This window comes from Caulobacter sp. (assembly GCF_039596335.1).
Taxonomy (GTDB): domain Bacteria; phylum Pseudomonadota; class Alphaproteobacteria; order Caulobacterales; family Caulobacteraceae; genus Caulobacter.
Map to the genome: position 1 here is coordinate 132,539 of NZ_JBCNJZ010000007.1, position 16,565 is coordinate 149,103.

A 16,565-nucleotide genomic window follows, 5' to 3' on the forward strand; every position below is an offset into this window, starting at 1 on the left:
CGCGCCCGCGATGACGCGCGCACGCGTAGGGCCAAGCTCGATCCAAAGGCGTCCACAACGCGAATTGTCGCTTCTTCGATATCGGCGTTGACACGAGTCTCAGCCCGACATATCAGACGCCCCTCGCCGCAGGGCGGGTCGCACTTTCGCTTCGGCGAAGGGATATGCGGATGTAGCTCAGTTGGTTAGAGCGCCGGCCTGTCACGCCGGAGGTCGCGGGTTCGAGTCCCGTCATTCGCGCCATCCCCCTTTTCAAGGGGTTGGAGAGCGCCCTCCCCTCGGTTTACGGACGACCGTCGCGCCCTGGCGCTACGATGCGGATGTAGCTCAGTTGGTTAGAGCGCCGGCCTGTCACGCCGGAGGTCGCGGGTTCGAGTCCCGTCATTCGCGCCACCGTCCGGTGGATCTTCTCCTCAAATCGATAATGGTCGAAGCAACATCTTGAGTTGCTGTGTGCGCGCGCCATCTAGCGCCTATGACCAGCACCGCTTTCCCGCCGTTCTCCGTCCTCGATCTGGCTCCGGTTCCGCACGGCATGCCCGTCGGTCAGGCGCTTCACAACAGCCTGGACCTCGCCCAGCACGCCGAATCTCTCGGCTTCCACCGCTACTGGTTGGCCGAGCACCACAACATGCCGGGAATCGCCTCGGCCGCGACGGCAGCCGTGATCGGTCACGTGGCCGGCGGCACGAAGACGATTCGAGTCGGTTCGGGCGGGGTCATGCTGCCCAATCACGCCCCGCTGATGGTCGCCGAGCAGTTCGGCACCCTGGCGGCGCTCTATCCCGGCCGGATCGACTTGGGCCTGGGCCGCGCGCCGGGCACCGACCAGGCCACCATGCGCGCCCTGCGCCGTTATGCCGGGGCCGTCGATTCGTTCGCCCAGGACGTCGTCGAGCTGCAGCACTGGTTCAAGCCGGCCGATCCCGACCAGAACGTCCGCGCCGTGCCGGGCGAAGGCCAGGACGTACCGATCTGGATGCTGGGCTCTTCGACCTGGGGCGCGCAGCTGGCCGCGGCCCTGGGCCTGCCCTACGCCTTCGCCGCCCACTTCGCGCCTGACGCCCTGCTGGAGGCGCTGCTGCTCTATCGCCGGAACTTCAAGCCGTCGGAGACCTTGGACAAGCCCTACGCCATGGTCTGCATCGGCGTCTGCGCAGCCGACACCGACGAGGAGGCCACGCGCCTGGCGACCTCGACTCAGCAGCAGTTCCTGGCCCTGCGCCGCGGCCGCCCCGGTTTGCTGCCGCCGCCGGTCGACGACATCCGCGAGCACGCCTCCGAGGCGGAGCTGGCCGGCCTGGATCACACCTTCAAGTACTCGGCGATCGGCTCGGCCGAGACCGTGAAGCGCAAGATCCAGCATGTGCTGGCCCTAACCGAGGCCGATGAGCTGATGTTCGCCTCGCAGATCTACGATCACGGCGCCCGCAAACGCAGCTACGAGATCCTGGCCGACGTCAAGAAAGGCTAGTGGTCGCGCAGCGGGACCTGGCCGCCGAACGCGGCGTTGCCTGTCAGCCCGCCATAGATCGCGCACAGCTGGCGGAACACCGCGTCCCAGCCGTGCCGCTCGACGGCGCGCAGACGGGCGGCGGCGCTGACGACGGAGAGGTCGCGTGCGAACAGCGCCTCGATCGCCTCGGCGAAGGCGGCGGGTTCCGAGCGCGCCGCTAGCTGGCCGACCTCGTCGTCGACGGATTCGGCCACGCCGCCTGAGGCGACGCCGACCACGGGCAGACCGCAGGCCATGGCCTCCAGCACGATCAGGCCGAAGGGCTCGTTATCGTTGGCGTGGACGAAGGCGTCGCAGCTGGCCAGCACACCGGCCAGCTCGGCCGGGTCGCGCACATAGTCCAGGCAGACGGCGCGATCGCTGACCGGCGCCCCGCCGCCGGCGCCGACGAACAGCAGCTTGTAGGGCGCGCCCAGGCGCTCGACCGCCCCGACCAACACGTCCAGCCGCTTCTCGCGCGCCGGGCGGCCGGCGAAGACCAGCAGGCGCTCGTCCGGCGCGACGCCCAGACGGCGACGCAGGCCGTCACGGTCGGCGCGGGTGGGATGGAAGATGTCGGTGTCGACGCCCAGCGGCAGGCCGATGGCGTTATGTACGCCCGCCTCGATCAGCCGTCCGGCGATGAAGCGGCTGGGAGCCACGGCTTGATCGAACTGGCGATAGATCGCAGCCCACCGCTTCTGGACCGGCTTTTCCGCCCACTCACCGATGTGCAGCGCCGCCAGGGCGCCCAGGTCCGTGTGGCAAAAGCCGACGACCGGCACACCCAGGGCGTCGCCGGCGCGCAGAGCCGCCAGACCGGGCGTGTAGGGATCGCCGGCCTCGATGACGTCCGGGCGCTGACGAATCAGCCGCGCGGTCCAGGCGGCCTTAACGACGGGCCAGCGATAGCCGGCTCCGAACGGCAACGGCGCGGCGTAGATCGAGACCCGACCGTTACCATCATAGGAATCGCGAGCCCCTGGCACGACCAGGGTGTGGCGCACTTCCGGACGATTGGCGGCCAGCCAGGCGCGCTTGGAAGCCAGATAGCGACGCACCCCGCCGCTGCGGGGGGCGTAGAGCATGGTGGTGTCGACCAGGCGGGCGCTACCGTCAGACGGCGGATCGGCACGCAGAGAAAAACCGCGCGGGCCGAGCGGCCGGGTCGATCTCGTATCGGTCACGCCGAATCCTCATCGGTACTGCAAGCCGCCCCATTCGGCCCCGGAACGATAAAGCTTTTGCGACGCTCAGGGTTCCTCGCCGTCCCCGGACGATTTCAAGGAGACGCCGCGCCGTCCCAGAGCCTCTCGCAGCAATACTTCTACCTGAGCATTCACGCTGCGCAACTCGGCGCCGGCCAGCCGTTCGACGGCCGCCAGAACCTCCGGGCGGACGCGCATCAGGAACGCACGCCGTCCGCCCTTCCCCGCGGGATCGCCCGCCACGTCAGCCGTACAGCGTGCCGGTGTTGACCACGGGCTGGGCCTCGCGGTCGGCGCACAGCACCACCAGCAGGTTGGAGACCATCGAGGCGCGGCGCTCGTCATCCAGGGTGACGACGCCCCGCTCGCTGAGCTGGCCCAGGGCGCTTTCCACCATATCGACGGCGCCGGCCACGATCGTCCGGCGCGCGGCCAGGACGGCCTCGGCCTGCTGACGCTTCAGCATCGAACCGGCGATCTCGGGCGCATAGGCCAGGTGCATCAGGTGCGCCTCGTCGATGGCCACGCCCGCCACGGCGGTGCGCTGCTGCAGATCCTTGCGCAGGCGGTCGCCCACCTCCTCGGCGTCGGCGCGCAGGGTCGGCTCGCCCTCCTCCGCGTGGTCGTAGGCGTAGTGGGTCGCGACCTCGCGCAGGCCAGTCTCGATCTGGATGTTCACGAAGGTGGCGTAGTCATCGACGTCGAACAGGGCCTGGGCCGAGTCCTTCACGCGCCAGACGACATTGGCGGCGATCTCGATCGGGTTGCCGCGCTTGTCGTTGACCTTCAGCGTCTCGCTGGTGACGTTGCGGACCCGCAGGCTGATCTTGCTGCGGCCGTACCAGGGCAGGATCCACCGCAGACCGGTCTTGCGGTCGGTGCCGGTATAGGCGCCGAACAGGGTGATGACATAGCCCTCGTTGGGCTGCAGCGCATAGAAGCCGCAGGCCATCAGCAGCCCCGCAGCGACCAGCACGGCGCCCGTCACCCCGAACACCACGCCGCCGCTCTTGGCCTGGCTGATCGCCCAGATCCCGGCCGCGAACAGCAGCGGCGTGATCAGCAGCGCCAAGCCGCCGTTCATGCCCGCATGCGGACGCTCGGTGGTGGGGTTGATGGTTCGGACGTCGGTCATGAGCTCCCTCCAGTTTCGATTTCAAAGTGATATCACTTTGATCGCAGCGCTTCGTCAAGGCGGTCGCACGCCTGGGGGTGGAATCCGTGAAGAGATGGAAGGAGTGGTGGGCAGTGAGGGGATCGAACCCCCGACCCTCTCGGTGTAAACGAGACGCTCTACCGCTGAGCTAACTGCCCACTTGGGAGGCCGCTTCTAACGGGCCAAAGTCCTGGCGCAAAGCGCGAAAACGAAAAGGCGGAACGCCAACCTCCGGCGCCCCGCCCGTTCTGGACGCGGAAACTTGTATCAACCGTTCAGCGACGACTTCAGGCCCTCGCCGACCTGGAAGCGCGCGGTCTTGGACGCGGGACGATTCACGGTCTCGCCGGTACGCGGATTGCGGGCGGTGCCGGCGGCGCGGGCCACGGCCTTGAACGTGCCGAAACCGACGAGCCGAACGTCCTGCCCCGATTTCAGGGAGTCGGTGACGGCGTCGATGAACGCTTCCAGAGCGTCCTTGGCCTGGTTCTTGTTGATGCCCGCCTTCTCGGCGATCGCCGTAACGAGTTCGGCTTTAGTGGTCATGTTTTTCTCCCAGCCGAGCGGCGACGTGTTTTCGCTTACGGCGCTTCGCTCTGCGGGGATTATGGCTGTTGAAAAATTGTCGTCAAACGAGAGCGGCGCGGGAAACTCCCGCGCCGCACAAGTTATCACCAATAAGTTACAATCAGTGGGTCAGGACGGCGTCGCCATCGCTGTCGTCCTTCTTGGATGCCCCGCCGATCGGCTCCTCGGCCTCGTTCCATTCGACCGGCGTCAGTGGGCCCGTCAGGGACAGCTTCAGCACTTCGTCCATGGTCGAGACCGGAATGATCTCCAGGCCGTCCTTCACGCTCTGAGGGACGTCCGCGAGGTCCTTCTCGTTCTCCTGCGGGATCAGAACCGTTTTCACGCCGGAGCGCAGAGCCGCCAGCAGCTTTTCCTTCAGGCCGCCGATAGCGGTGACCCGGCCGCGCAGGGTGATCTCGCCGGTCATGGCGATGTCCTTGCGGATCGGGATGCCCGTCAGCACCGACACGATGGCCAGACCCATGGCCGCGCCGGCGGACGGGCCGTCCTTGGGCGTCGCGCCGTCCGGCACGTGGATGTGGACGTCGGTCTTCTCGAACACCGGCGGCTTGATGCCGAACTGCAGCGAGCGCGAACGGACGTAGCTGTTGGCCGCCGCGATCGACTCCTTCATGACCTCCTTGAGGTTGCCGGTGATCTGCATGCGACCCTTGCCCGGCATCTTCACGGCTTCGATGGTCAGGATGTCGCCGCCGAACTCCGTCCAGGCCAGACCAGTGACGATGCCGACCTGATCGACTTCGTCGGTCTCGCCGTAGCGGTACTTCTTGACGCCCGCGTACTTGGCCAGACGCTCGTCATCGATAGTGATCGTGGTCAGCTTCTCGCGGGCCAGGTCACGCACCGTCTTGCGCGCCAGGGCGCCCAGTTCCCGCTCCAGCGACCGCACGCCGGCTTCCCGGGTGTAGTAGCGGATCAGATCGCGGATCGCCTTGTCCGGAACGATGAACTCGGCCGGCTTCAGGCCGTGGTCCTTCGACAGCTTCGGCAGAACGTGACGCTTGGCGATCTCCAGCTTCTCATCCTCGGTGTAGCCGGGGATGCGGATGATCTCCATGCGATCCAGCAGCGGCTGGGGCATGTTCAGGCTGTTGGCCGTCGTGACGAACATCACCTGGCTCAGGTCGTAGTCGACCTCCAGATAGTGGTCGCCGAAGGTCGAGTTCTGCGACGGGTCCAGCACCTCCAGCAGCGCCGAGGCGGGGTCGCCGCGGTAGTCGCTGCCCATCTTGTCGATCTCGTCCAGCAGGACGAAGGCGTTGGTCGTCTTGGCCTTCTTCATCGACTGGACGACCTTGCCGGGCATCGAGCCGATGTAGGTGCGGCGGTGACCGCGGATCTCGGCCTCGTCGCGCACGCCGCCGAGGCTCATGCGCACGAACTCGCGGCCCGTGGCCTTGGCCAGCGACTTGCCCAGCGAGGTCTTGCCAACGCCGGGAGGGCCGACCAGGCACAGGATCGGGCCCTTCAGCGAGTTGGTCCGGGCCTGGACGGCCAGGTACTCGAGGATCCGTTCCTTGACCTTCTCGAGACCGTAGTGGTCGGCGTCGAGGATGCCCTCGGCCTCGGCCATGTCGATCTTCTTGGTCTTGGCCTTGCCCCACGGGATCGACAGCAGCCAGTCCAGATAGTTCCGGACGACCGTGCTCTCGGCCGACATCGGGCTCATATTGCGCAGCTTCTTCAGCTCGCTCTCGGCCTTGGTGCGGGCTTCCTTGGACAGCTTGGTCTTCTTGATGCGCTTCTCGAGATCGATCAGCTCGTCGCGCGCGTCATCGGGGTCACCCAGCTCGCGCTGGATGGCCTTCATCTGTTCGTTCAGATAGTACTCGCGCTGGGTCTTCTCCATCTGGCGCTTCACGCGCGAGCGGATCTTCTTCTCGACCTGCAGCACCGAGATCTCGCCTTCCATGAGGGCGAAGACCTTTTCCAGTCGCTTGGTGACGTCGAAGATTTCCAGCAGGTGCTGCTTGTCGCCGATCTTCACCGACAGGTGCGCGGCGATGCTGTCGGCCAGCTTGCCCGGCTCGGCGATCTGCGGGATCGACGCCAGGGCCTCCGGCGGCACCTTCTTGTTCAGCTTCACGTAGTTTTCGAATTGCTCGACGACCGCGCGCGACAGGGCCTCGGCCTCGGGGCCGGCGCCTTCGTCTTCGCTGACTTCGCCGATCTGGGCCTCGTAGTAGGACTCCTGATCGGTGAACTTGACGACCGCGGCGCGGCCCTTGCCTTCGACCAGCACCTTGACGGTGCCGTCGGGCAGCTTCAGCAGCTGCAGCACGGTGGCCAGTACGCCGACGTCGAAGATGTCGCCCGGCGCCGGATCATCATCCGCCGAGTTCTTCTGGGTCACCAGAAGGATCTGCTTGTCGCCGCGCATCACCTCTTCGAGGGCGCGTACGGATTTGTCGCGGCCCACGAAAAGCGGCACCACCATGTGCGGGAACACAACGATGTCCCGGAGCGGCAACACAGGAAGCGTACGTAGTTCGGACATGTGCTCTATACTCCCGGCCTCAGCGCCCCTAGCGCCTGGCCCTGCGGACCGCCGTAACTTCAGACGATGCGCCTGAGTCGATCGGCCCGTCCGCCCGTGACTGGACGGATGGTCGCTATTTATGTGGACGTTTTACAACAGGGTTCAAGCGTGACGGGACGACAGCGGCGACACGTCGCGCGTGTCTGGTGAAGCTGGATCGCCCATGCCCCCTGCCCGCCTTTGACGGGCAAGTTAGGCCAACCACCCGACTTTTCGAGGCTTTTGCTCGCTCAAGCTGTCCGTGGCGCGGGCGCCGCACGGGTCATCCAAAGGCTATCAGCCTCAGATTTATCCACGAAAAAGGCGCGCCCCCGAAATGGAGACGCGCCCAATTCTTGCGGTGACGCTTCGACTTACGCCGAAGCGGCCCCGCCCTTCTTCTCGGCGTAGATCAGCAGCGGTTGAGCCCGGCCTTCGACAACCTCGGCATTGACCACCACTTCTTCGACACCCTCGTAGTTGGGCAGCTCGAACATGGTCTCCAGCAGGATGCCTTCCATGATGGAACGCAGGCCGCGGGCGCCGGTCTTGCGGATGATGGCCTTCTTGGCGACCTGATGCAGGGCGTCGTCGGTGAAGGTCAGGCCGATGTTCTCCATCTCGAACAGGCGCTGGTACTGCTTGACGAAGGCGTTCTTCGGCTCGGTCAGGATCTTGACCAGGGCGGCCTCGTCGAGGTCCTCCAGGGTCGCGACCACCGGCAGACGGCCGATGAATTCCGGGATCAGGCCGAAGCGTTGCAGGTCGTCAGGCTCGACGTTCCGCAGGATCTCGCCGGTGCGGCGCTCTTCCGGATCGGTCACCTTGGCGCCGAAGCCGATCGACTTGGCCGCACCGCGCGCCGAGATGATCTTCTCGAGGCCAGCGAACGCGCCGCCGCAGATGAACAGGATGTTCGTCGTGTCGACCTGCAGGAATTCCTGCTGCGGATGCTTGCGCCCGCCTTGCGGCGGCACGGAGGCGACGGTGCCTTCCATGATCTTCAGCAGGGCCTGCTGCACGCCTTCGCCCGACACGTCGCGCGTGATCGACGGATTGTCCGACTTGCGGCTGATCTTGTCGATTTCGTCGATGTAGACGATGCCGCGCTGGGCGCGCTCGACATTGTAGTCGGCGGCTTGCAGCAGCTTCAGCACGATATTCTCGACGTCTTCGCCAACGTAACCAGCTTCGGTCAGCGTCGTGGCGTCAGCCATCGTGAACGGCACGTCGATGATTCGGGCCAGCGTCTGAGCCAGCAGGGTCTTACCCGTACCGGTCGGACCGACCAGCAGGATGTTCGACTTCGCCAGTTCGACGTCGTTGTTCTTCGAAGCGTGGTTCAGGCGCTTGTAGTGATTGTGCACCGCGACCGCGAGGACCTTCTTGGCGTGGCCCTGACCAATCACGTAATCGTCCAGGACTTCGCAGATCTCGCGCGGCGTCGGCACGCCGTCCTTAGACTTCACGAAGGCGATCTTGTGCTCTTCGCGGATGATGTCCATGCACAGTTCGACGCATTCATCACAAATGAACACCGTCGGCCCTGCGATGAGCTTGCGCACCTCGTGCTGGCTCTTTCCGCAGAAAGAACAATACAGAGTGCTCTTGGTGTCGCCGCTCGCGGCTTTCGTCATGATCGCTTCTCACACTATGGCGACTTACGGCTTACGCCGGTGACGCCCCTCCGAGCGCACACACCGCCACCGAAGCAGACAGGATATACGCCGGGAGTTGTCTAATCCTTGACATTCCCCGATCCGGGCTCGCTTCACAAGCCTTGGCGGCTCCTTTCCGCCTGAAACGCCTCAAAGCGCCGGATCGTGTCATGACCTCGTCGTCTAATTTGGGCGATTGGCGGCAGGACGCAACCCATCCCGCGCCTTGGGCCTTACGGCGGTGTGCGTAACCCCGTATGACGAGAGCCGGAATCGTTGAAACGGAGCGTGTTCGGTGAGCTCACACGGAAGGATCGATGGCGAAGCGTTCTCTGATGGCCAAGGGTTTGAGCGCCTCGCGTCCGATGACCGGCGACCTGGGTGAAGAGCCCGCCCTGGTGGCGTTCGATTTTGACGGCACCCTGACGGTCAAGGACAGCTTCAACGCCTTCTTGAAGTGGCGCGCGGGCCGCAAGTGGACGCGCGGCGTCATTCGCCTGACCCCGGCCCTGATCACCTATGTCTTCGATCGTAACCGCGCCAAGCTGAAGGCCGCGGCGATCCGCGAGTTCATGAAGGGCGCCACCGTCGCCCAGATTGAGAACGACGCGCGCACCTTCGCCCAGAACCATGCCGCTTCGCTGCTGCGTCCCGACGCCCTGGCCGTCTGGCGCTCGTGGCGGGCAAAGGGCGCCAAGCTGGTGATCGTCACCGCCTCACCCGAGATCACCGTCGCTCCGTTCGCCCGCGGCCTGGGCGCGGACATGCTGATCGGCACCCGCCTGATGACCAGCGAGGACGGCCGCGTGCTGGGCGGCCTGGACGGCAACAACTGTCGCGCCAAGGAGAAGGTGCTGCGCCTGCGCGAAGTGTTCGGCCCCGACGTCCACCTGACGGCCGCCTACGGCGACACCTCCGGCGACACTGAGATGCTAGCGATCGCCGACGAGAAGGGCTACCGCGTCTTCCGAGGCAAGCCGGCGTCCTAGAGCCCCCTCGCCTCGCCCAGACCGACAATCCAGACAAAGAAAAAGCCGCTGACCCGAGAGTCAGCGGCTTTGTCGTTTTGAGACCTTAGCGCCTTATTCGGCGCCGGCCTCGGCCGCGTCGCGGGTGTCGTAGACGTGGTCGACCAGGCCCCAGGCCTTGGCTTCTTCCGAGCTCATGAAGTGGTCGCGGTCCAGGGTGCGCTCGACCTCTTCATAGGTGCGGCCGCAGTGCTTGACGTAGATCTCGTTCAGGCGACGCTTGGTCTTGATGATGTCCTCGGCGTGGCGCTCGATGTCCGAGGCCTGGCCGCGGAAGCCGCCCGAGGGCTGGTGGACCATGATGCGGGCGTTCGGCAGCGCGATGCGCTGGCCGGCGGCGCCGGCGGCGAGCAGCAGGCTGCCCATCGAGGCGGCCATGCCCATGCACACCGTCGAGACCGGGCTCTTGATGTATTGCATGGTGTCGTAGATCGCGAGACCGGCCGTCACCACGCCGCCCGGCGAGTTGATGTACATGGCGATCTCTTTCTTGGGGTTCTCCGACTCCAGGAACAGCAGCTGGGCGCAGATCAGGCTGGCCATGCCGTCCTCGACCGGACCGGTCAGGAAGATGATCCGCTCCTTCAGCAGGCGCGAGAAGATGTCGAACGCGCGCTCGCCGCGGCTGGTCTGCTCGACCACCATCGGAACCAGGTTCATCGCCGTCGCCATCGGATCGTACATCATGGGGTTCGCCCTTCGTCGTGTGGTGCTGGCGGCGCGAAAACGAATCAGCCCCCGCGCGCCGTCGCTCACGCATATCGCGTGGCGCTTAACAGGTTGCAAGGAGCCCTGCCTTTCGAGCACGCACGAAAAAGGCGCGACCCTTGCGAACCGCGCCTCGCTTCGTCTGACGTTCGGAGGTTTTAGCCGCCGTAGCCTTCCGGCAGGTCGTCTTCTTCCAGGAGTTCGTCCTTGGAGACTTCCTTCTCTTCGATCTTGGCCTTGCCGAAGATCAGGTCGACGACCTTGTCTTCGTAGATCGGGGCGCGCAGGGCGGCCTGCAGGTCGGCGCGCTGGCGGTACATGTCGAAGACCTGTTGGGCTTGCGGGCCGTACTGGCGGGCTTCGCGCATGATCGCGTCGGTCAGTTCCTGGTCGGTGACGACCACGTCGTTCTTGCGGCCAATTTCCGCCAGGACCAGGCCCAGACGCACGCGGCGCTCGGCGATCTTGCGGTACTCGTCCTTCAGGACGTCGTCCGACTTCTCGGCGTCTTCCGGCGGCAAACCGCCACGGGCCTTGTCGGATTCAACTTGCTGCCAGATGCCGGCGAACTCGGCTTCCACCATGCGCGGCGGCAGCGGGAAGTCGTGCTTGGTGTCCAGCACGTCCAGCAGGGCGCGCTTCAGCTTGAAGCGCGAGGAGTTGTCGTAGCGACCCGACAGGTTCGAGCGCAGCAGGTCGGTCAGGGCGGCCAGGTCCGACAGACCCAGGCGCTTGGCCAGCTCGTCGTCGGCCTTGCCGTCGACCGGGGCGCGGACTTCGGTGACCTTGGTGGCGAACTCCGCGTCCTTACCGGCCAGGTCGGCGGCTTGGTAGTCTTCCGGGAACTTCACCTTCACGACGACGTCGTCGCCGGCCTTCGAACCGACCAGTTGGTCTTCGAAGCCCGGGATGAACTGACCCGAACCCAGGACCAGCTCGGCGCCTTCGGCCTTGCCGCCGGCGAACTCGACGCCGTCGATGGTGCCGACGAAGTCGATGACCAGTTGGTCGCCGTCCTTGGCCTTCGCGGTCTTGCCGGTGCGCGGCTCATAGGTGCGGGCCTGCTTGGCCAGCTCTTCCAGAGCTTCGGTGACTTCGGCGTCTTCGATCTTGTAGACCGGCTTGACCAGCTCGATGGTCGACGGGTCGATCGGCTCGAATTCCGGCATGACTTCGACGGCCAGGTCGAAGACCAGGTCTTCGCCGCCGTTCATGACCTTTTCCATGTCCGAGGTCGGGTTCAGCTCGGGCTGACCGGCCGGACGCAGCTTGTTGTCTTCCAGGACCTTGGTGGTCGTCTCGTTGAGCGCCTGCTCGATGACTTCACCCATCAGGCCCTTGCCGTACAGGCGGCGAACGTGGGCCGTCGGCACCTTGCCCGGACGGAAGCCCTTCACGTTCATCTGCGGCGCGACTTCGGCGATGCGCGCTTCCAGGCGCGTGGCCAGTTCACTCGCGGGCACCGTGACACCGAAAACGCGGCTGAGGCCTTCGCCCGACTTTTCAACGATCTGCATCGACATTCTTATTTCTCGGGTCCGGGGCGCCGCGCGCCCGAGCTCCGCCCTGGGGTCCAAAAGATCGACGCCGCCCGCGAGAGCCGGGGGCGGCGAAAGAGCGCTCTTATGTCACGACGTTCGCGTGCATCCAAGAGCAGCAGCGATAAAACTCACGCGGGCCTGGAAAGCCCGCGAGAAGAGTGGTGCGGATGAGAGGACTCGAACCTCCACGCCTCTCGGCGCTAGAACCTAAATCTAGTGCGTCTACCAGTTTCGCCACATCCGCGTGGGTCGGGGCTTACGGACTTACATCGGACCGCGCAAGTCCACTGTCGCGCTCAGCGCCGGGCGTGCAGCTCGGCCAGGATCGCCGGCGCCAGGCCCGGCAGATCCTCGGCGATCAGGCCCGGACCATGGCGCGCCCCACATTCGGCGTGGATCCAGGCGCCGGCGCAGGCTGCCTCGAAACTCTCCATGCCCTGGGCGATCAGCCCGCCGATGAAGCCGGCCAGTACGTCGCCGGAGCCGGCCGTGGCCAGCCAGGGCGAGCCGTTCAACGACACCGCGGCTCGACCGTCCGGCGCCGCGATCGCGGTGTCGGCGCCCTTCAGCAGCACGACAGCCCCCGCGCGCTCAGCCGCGGTCCGGGCGGCGGCGATGCGATCGGTGGAGGCGACCAGTAGGCCGGGGAAGATTCGTTCGAACTCGCCCGGATGCGGCGTCAGCACGTCGTCGCGGTCCAGGCAGGCGAACAGCGCCTCGCGGTCGTGACGAAAGCTGGTCAGGGCGTCGGCGTCGACGACCAGGGCCGCGCCGGTGCGGGCCAGGGCCTGCAGGTTTTGCGCGGTCGCCTCCCCCACCCCGGCCGCCGGCCCAATGATCACCGCATCGGCCTCCTCGGCGGCGACGGCCAAATCAGCCTCCGCCCCGAAGGGCGCCAGCATGATCGCCTCGAGATGCGCTGCATTGACCGCTAGGGCGCCCGGCGGCGACAGCACGGTCACCGCGCCGGCGCCGATCCGCAGGGCGCCGCGCGCCGCCAGTCGCGCCGCTCCTGTGTTCCACATCTCGCCGCTGACCACCTTGAGCCGGCCGCGCGTGTGCTTGTGGGCGTCCAGCGCCGGCCACGGGAAGCGGCGGGCCCAAAGCGCCGGACCGTTCTCGAACAGCGTCGCCTCGTCCGAGGGCGTCAGGCCGATGTCGGCCACGACGATCTCACCACAGGCCTTGCGGCCCTCGACCAGAACATGGGCGCGCTTGCGACGATGGAAGGTCACAGTCAGGTCGGCGCGGAACACCGCCTCACCCAGGGGGCGGCCGGTGTCGCCGTGAACGCCGGACGGCACATCGACCGCCACGATGCTTGGCGACCACTCGGCGCTGGCCCGCGCCAGCTGGGCGACCTCCCCCTCAAGCGTTCGCGACAGTCCCGCCCCGAACAGCGCATCTATATAGAGCGTGCCGACCGACAGTTCGGACGACAGCGGACGGACCTCGCCCTTCCAGCGCGCGGCGGCCTTGCGTGCGGCATCGGTGGACGGCGGATAGGCCGCCTCGACCACGACCTGCCAGCCGCGCCGGCGCAGGTGACGGGCGGCGACATAGCCGTCGCCGCCATTGTCGCCAGGGCCGCACCAGATGACGACTGGTCGGTGGGCGTAGCGGGCGCGCACGGCCTGGGCCACAGCCTCACCGGCCCGCTCCATCAGCACCGATGTCGACGTTCCCCGCTCCACGGCCGCCCGGTCGGCGGCGGCCATCTCAGCGACGGTCAGGATTTCACGCGGCACGCCATTATCCCCGAGACGCTAGAGCACCTGACTGTGAGCTTCGCGCCCTTTGCGCGCCAGGATCAAGCGGTCACCGGCGATCTCGAAAACCGTAAGGGAGCAATGGTCGGGCCGGAACACCGCCACCTTGGGATCGCCGGTCGCCGCCGACACCGCCGCGTTCAGGGCCACGAAGTGGCTGAACACCGCTGCGCCGTCGTGCTCGGCCAGCGCGGCGGCGACGCTCTGGGTCCAGGCGACATAGTCCAGGTCGCCGACCACCTCGTCCCAGCGGCCATCGAAGGCCTGGCGCAACCAAGCCGGCCGCTCTGCCGCGGTCAGCGCCGCCGGGGTCGGGATCTCGCCGACGCGCGGATCGATCTCGACCGGCACGCCCAGGGCGTCGGCGAAGGGCTGGGCCGTCTCGCGGCAGCGCTTTAACGGCGAGGACACCACGCGGGTCGGCCGCTCCTGCGGCGGCAGCGCCAGAAGCTCTCTCGTCACCGCTTCGGCCTGCGCCCTGCCCTCGGCGTCCAGGCCCGGATCCTCGTCCGCCCCGCCCCAGGTCGAGGCCGGACGCCCGTGGCGGATCACATACACGCGGCTCATGCGGCGGCTCCCCAACCGGCCTTGCGCATCTTCACTGTCGCCAAAGCTTCACGACCGGCAAGAACCGACCCTTTTGACGCGCCAACCCAGGCTGCGCATTCCGCCGCAAGATTCAGCAATTTTCCGGGAGAAAGCTGATTTCCCACAAAAGCCCCTTCGCGAAATCGGCCCGCTTCGAACACGCGCTGCGCGTCCTGACGGGGTTTCGCCCCGGTTCGAACGGACGTTCGATGCGATCCTAGGTGTCGAAGCGCTCACAGCAAGGCCATTTGGCCGCCATTCCGGAAATGTGCATTTCTCGGGCGAAGTCTGCACAAATTTCGATCACATGCCTGGAAGTCGATCGTCCGCCGACCTTTGTCGCACCGGCTCGCTTGCGGCGCTCAAGGCGGCGTGATCGGTGCGCCTCAGCAATGGGCGGTTCGCCGCCGACGGGACCGAGTGGAACCGATGAAGAAGATCGAAGCCGTCATCAAGCCGTTCAAGCTGGATGAGGTGAAGGAGGCCCTCCAGGAGATGGGCGTCCAGGGCATGACCGTGCTCGAAGCCAAGGGCTATGGCCGCCAAAAGGGCCACACTGAGCTGTATCGCGGCGCCGAGTACGTCGTGGACTTCCTCCCCAAGATCAAGGTCGAGGTCGTCGTCGAGGACAGCCAGCTGGACGCCGCTCTGGACGCCATCACCCGCGCCGCCCGCACGGGCCGCATCGGCGACGGCAAGATTTTCGTCTCGGAGATCGCGGAAGTGGTCCGCATCCGAACCGGAGAAACCGGCCCGGCCGCCGTCTAAGGCCTGACCGTCTAATCGCTACAGAACTCTACCAAGGGGATACGGAATGAGCACCGCCAAGGAAATCCTGGACCTGATCAAGGAAAAGGACGTCAAGTACGTCGACGTGCGCTTCACCGACATTCACGGCAAGATGCAGCACGTCACGTTCGACATCGATCTGGTCGACGACGACTTCCTGAACGACGGCACCATGTTCGACGGCTCGTCGATCGCCGGCTGGAAGGCCATCAACGAGTCGGACATGAAGCTGCGTCCCGACCTGTCGAGCGCCATCATCGACCCGTTCTATCAGCAGACCACGCTGGCGCTGTTCTGCGACGTCGTGAACCCCGACACCGGCACCCCCTACAACCGCGACCCGCGCTCGATCGCCAAGGCCGCGCTGAACTACGTGAAGTCGGCCGGCGTGGGCGACACTGTGTACTTCGGTCCGGAAGCCGAGTTCTTCATCTTCGACGACGTGCGCTGGTCGACCGCCCCGCACGACACCAGCTACGCGTTCGACTCGACCGAACTGCCGGTCAATTCGAGCAAGGCCTATCCGGAAGGCAATATGGGCCACCGCCCGGGCCCCAAGGGCGGCTACTTCCCGGTCAACCCGGTCGATAGCGCTCAAGACCTGCGCGGCGAAATGTTGGCCGTCATGGGCGAGCTGGGCATGAAGCCGGAAAAGCACCACCACGAAGTGGCCCCGGCCCAGCACGAACTCGGCCTGAAGTTCGACACCATGGTCGTCATGGCCGACCGGATGCAGCTCTACAAGTACGTCATCCACAACGTCGCCGCCGCCTACGGCAAGACGGCCACCTTCATGGCCAAGCCGATGTTCGGCGACAACGGCTCGGGCATGCACGTGCACCAGTCGATTTGGCAGGACGGCAAGCCGCTGTTCGCCGGTGACAAGTACGCTGGCCTGTCGCAGGAATGCCTGTGGTACATCGGCGGCGTCATCAAGCACGCCAAGGCCATCAACGCGTTCTCGAACTCGACGACGAACTCGTACAAGCGCCTGGTGCCCGGCTACGAAGCCCCGGTGAAGCTGGCCTACAGCTCGCGTAACCGTTCGGCCTCGATCCGCATCCCGCACGTCGACAGCCCGAAGGCCAAGCGCCTGGAGGCCCGCTTCCCCGACCCGATGGGCAACCCGTACCTGACCTTCGTCGCCCTGCTGATGGCCGGCCTGGACGGCATCATCAACAAGATCGACCCGGGCGCTCCGGCCGACAAGAACCTGTACGACCTGCCGCCCCGCGAGCAGAAGAAGATCCCGGAAGTCTGCGGCTCGCTGCGCGAAGCCCTGGAAAGCCTGGACAAGGACCGCGCCTTCCTGAAGGCCGGCGGCGTCATGGATGACGACTTCATCGACAGCTACATCGAGCTGAAGATGGAAGAAGTGATGCGTCTGCAACTGCACCCGCACCCGGTCGAGTTCGAAATGTACTACAAGTGCTAGTCGCGTAAGCGCTTAGACGAATGCGAAGGGCCGGAGAGCGATCTCCGGCCCTTTTTCGTTGCGCGGGCAGGTCGATACAGC

General features: G+C 66.0%; 13 protein-coding genes and 4 tRNA genes. 6 read left to right on the forward strand and 11 right to left on the reverse strand.

From position 1 onward, the window contains the following. Positions 1-166 precede the first annotated feature (166 nt). From ABDW31_RS16005 to ABDW31_RS16015, 3 genes are all read left to right on the forward strand, one after another. Positions 167-243, forward strand: a tRNA-Asp gene (locus ABDW31_RS16005). A 73-nt stretch (positions 244-316) separates the two neighbouring features. Then, positions 317-393: transfer RNA gene (locus ABDW31_RS16010), tRNA-Asp, on the forward strand. Positions 394-475: 82 nt separating this feature from the next. Then, on the forward strand, positions 476-1,474 hold the full coding sequence (locus ABDW31_RS16015; RefSeq protein WP_343699097.1) for an LLM class flavin-dependent oxidoreductase: 999 nt from the start codon (positions 476-478) through the stop codon (positions 1,472-1,474). Here the strand turns inward: ABDW31_RS16015 and ABDW31_RS16020 are convergent. From ABDW31_RS16020 to clpX, 6 genes are all read right to left on the reverse strand, one after another. Continuing rightward, positions 1,471-2,682 carry a glycosyltransferase family 1 protein gene (locus tag ABDW31_RS16020; RefSeq protein WP_184719321.1) on the reverse strand — a complete coding sequence of 404 codons (1,212 nt, stop codon included), beginning with the start codon at positions 2,680-2,682 and terminating at the stop codon, positions 1,471-1,473. The genes ABDW31_RS16015 and ABDW31_RS16020 overlap by 4 nt on opposite strands. Before the next feature lie 265 nt (positions 2,683-2,947). Further along, on the reverse strand, positions 2,948-3,838 hold the full coding sequence (locus tag ABDW31_RS16025; protein ID WP_184719319.1) for an SPFH domain-containing protein: 891 nt from the start codon (positions 3,836-3,838) through the stop codon (positions 2,948-2,950). A 104-nt stretch (positions 3,839-3,942) separates the two neighbouring features. After that, positions 3,943-4,017, reverse strand: a tRNA-Val gene (locus ABDW31_RS16030). Between the two features lie 109 nt (positions 4,018-4,126). Further along, positions 4,127-4,405 carry an HU family DNA-binding protein gene (locus ABDW31_RS16035; RefSeq protein ID WP_172271492.1) on the reverse strand — a complete coding sequence of 93 codons (279 nt, stop codon included), beginning with the start codon at positions 4,403-4,405 and terminating at the stop codon, positions 4,127-4,129. 142 nt (positions 4,406-4,547) lie between these two features. Continuing rightward, positions 4,548-6,947: an endopeptidase La gene (lon, locus tag ABDW31_RS16040; RefSeq protein WP_184719317.1), complete on the reverse strand. Its 2,400-nt coding sequence runs from the start codon at positions 6,945-6,947 to the stop codon at positions 4,548-4,550. A 395-nt stretch (positions 6,948-7,342) separates the two neighbouring features. Continuing rightward, positions 7,343-8,605 carry an ATP-dependent protease ATP-binding subunit ClpX gene (clpX, locus tag ABDW31_RS16045; RefSeq protein ID WP_184719315.1) on the reverse strand — a complete coding sequence of 421 codons (1,263 nt, stop codon included), beginning with the start codon at positions 8,603-8,605 and terminating at the stop codon, positions 7,343-7,345. 338 nt (positions 8,606-8,943) lie between these two features. Between clpX and ABDW31_RS16050 the strand changes: the two genes are divergently transcribed. Next, positions 8,944-9,615, forward strand: coding sequence for an HAD-IB family hydrolase (locus ABDW31_RS16050; RefSeq protein ID WP_184719313.1), 672 nt, complete (start codon positions 8,944-8,946; stop codon positions 9,613-9,615). A 93-nt stretch (positions 9,616-9,708) separates the two neighbouring features. Here ABDW31_RS16050 and ABDW31_RS16055 read toward each other — a convergent pair whose 3' ends face one another. The 5 genes from ABDW31_RS16055 to ABDW31_RS16075 form a co-directional block, all read right to left on the reverse strand. Beyond that, a complete protein-coding gene (locus ABDW31_RS16055) occupies positions 9,709-10,338 on the reverse strand; it encodes an ATP-dependent Clp protease proteolytic subunit (protein WP_184723885.1) in 630 nt (209 codons plus the stop codon). A gap of 182 nt (positions 10,339-10,520) precedes the next feature. After that, positions 10,521-11,879, reverse strand: a complete 1,359-nt coding sequence (tig, locus tag ABDW31_RS16060; protein ID WP_343699098.1) for a trigger factor — start codon at positions 11,877-11,879, stop codon at positions 10,521-10,523. 183 nt (positions 11,880-12,062) lie between these two features. Further along, positions 12,063-12,147 (reverse strand) — tRNA-Leu (locus ABDW31_RS16065). A 52-nt stretch (positions 12,148-12,199) separates the two neighbouring features. Further along, entirely contained in the window at positions 12,200-13,651 is a 1,452-nt protein-coding gene (locus tag ABDW31_RS16070) for an NAD(P)H-hydrate dehydratase (RefSeq protein ID WP_184719309.1), read from the reverse strand. Positions 13,652-13,669: 18 nt separating this feature from the next. Further along, a complete protein-coding gene (locus ABDW31_RS16075; RefSeq protein WP_343699099.1) occupies positions 13,670-14,239 on the reverse strand; it encodes a histidine phosphatase family protein in 570 nt (189 codons plus the stop codon). A 450-nt stretch (positions 14,240-14,689) separates the two neighbouring features. On the opposite strand from ABDW31_RS16075, the gene ABDW31_RS16080 reads away from it, so the two are divergent. Continuing rightward, positions 14,690-15,028 carry a P-II family nitrogen regulator gene (locus ABDW31_RS16080; RefSeq protein ID WP_184719307.1) on the forward strand — a complete coding sequence of 113 codons (339 nt, stop codon included), beginning with the start codon at positions 14,690-14,692 and terminating at the stop codon, positions 15,026-15,028. Between the two features lie 46 nt (positions 15,029-15,074). Continuing rightward, entirely contained in the window at positions 15,075-16,484 is a 1,410-nt protein-coding gene (gene glnA, locus ABDW31_RS16085) for a type I glutamate--ammonia ligase (protein ID WP_184719306.1), read from the forward strand. Positions 16,485-16,565: the final 81 nt, after the last annotated feature.

Excerpts from the sequence above, each read along its gene's own strand:
- ABDW31_RS16075 (WP_343699099.1), bottom strand. The coding sequence starts at position 14,239 with ATGAGCCGCGTGTATGTGATCCGCCACGGGCGTCCGGCCTCGACCTGG.
- ABDW31_RS16080 (WP_184719307.1), top strand. The coding sequence starts at position 14,690 with ATGAAGAAGATCGAAGCCGTCATCAAGCCGTTCAAGCTGGATGAGGTG.
- ABDW31_RS16035 (WP_172271492.1), bottom strand. The coding sequence starts at position 4,405 with ATGACCACTAAAGCCGAACTCGTTACGGCGATCGCCGAGAAGGCGGGC.
- lon (WP_184719317.1), bottom strand. The coding sequence starts at position 6,947 with ATGTCCGAACTACGTACGCTTCCTGTGTTGCCGCTCCGGGACATCGTT.
- ABDW31_RS16015 (WP_343699097.1), top strand. The coding sequence starts at position 476 with ATGACCAGCACCGCTTTCCCGCCGTTCTCCGTCCTCGATCTGGCTCCG.
- ABDW31_RS16025 (WP_184719319.1), bottom strand. The coding sequence starts at position 3,838 with ATGACCGACGTCCGAACCATCAACCCCACCACCGAGCGTCCGCATGCG.
- glnA (WP_184719306.1), top strand. The coding sequence starts at position 15,075 with ATGAGCACCGCCAAGGAAATCCTGGACCTGATCAAGGAAAAGGACGTC.
- ABDW31_RS16050 (WP_184719313.1), top strand. The coding sequence starts at position 8,944 with ATGGCGAAGCGTTCTCTGATGGCCAAGGGTTTGAGCGCCTCGCGTCCG.
- tig (WP_343699098.1), bottom strand. The coding sequence starts at position 11,879 with ATGCAGATCGTTGAAAAGTCGGGCGAAGGCCTCAGCCGCGTTTTCGGT.
- clpX (WP_184719315.1), bottom strand. The coding sequence starts at position 8,605 with ATGACGAAAGCCGCGAGCGGCGACACCAAGAGCACTCTGTATTGTTCT.
- ABDW31_RS16055 (WP_184723885.1), bottom strand. The coding sequence starts at position 10,338 with ATGTACGATCCGATGGCGACGGCGATGAACCTGGTTCCGATGGTGGTC.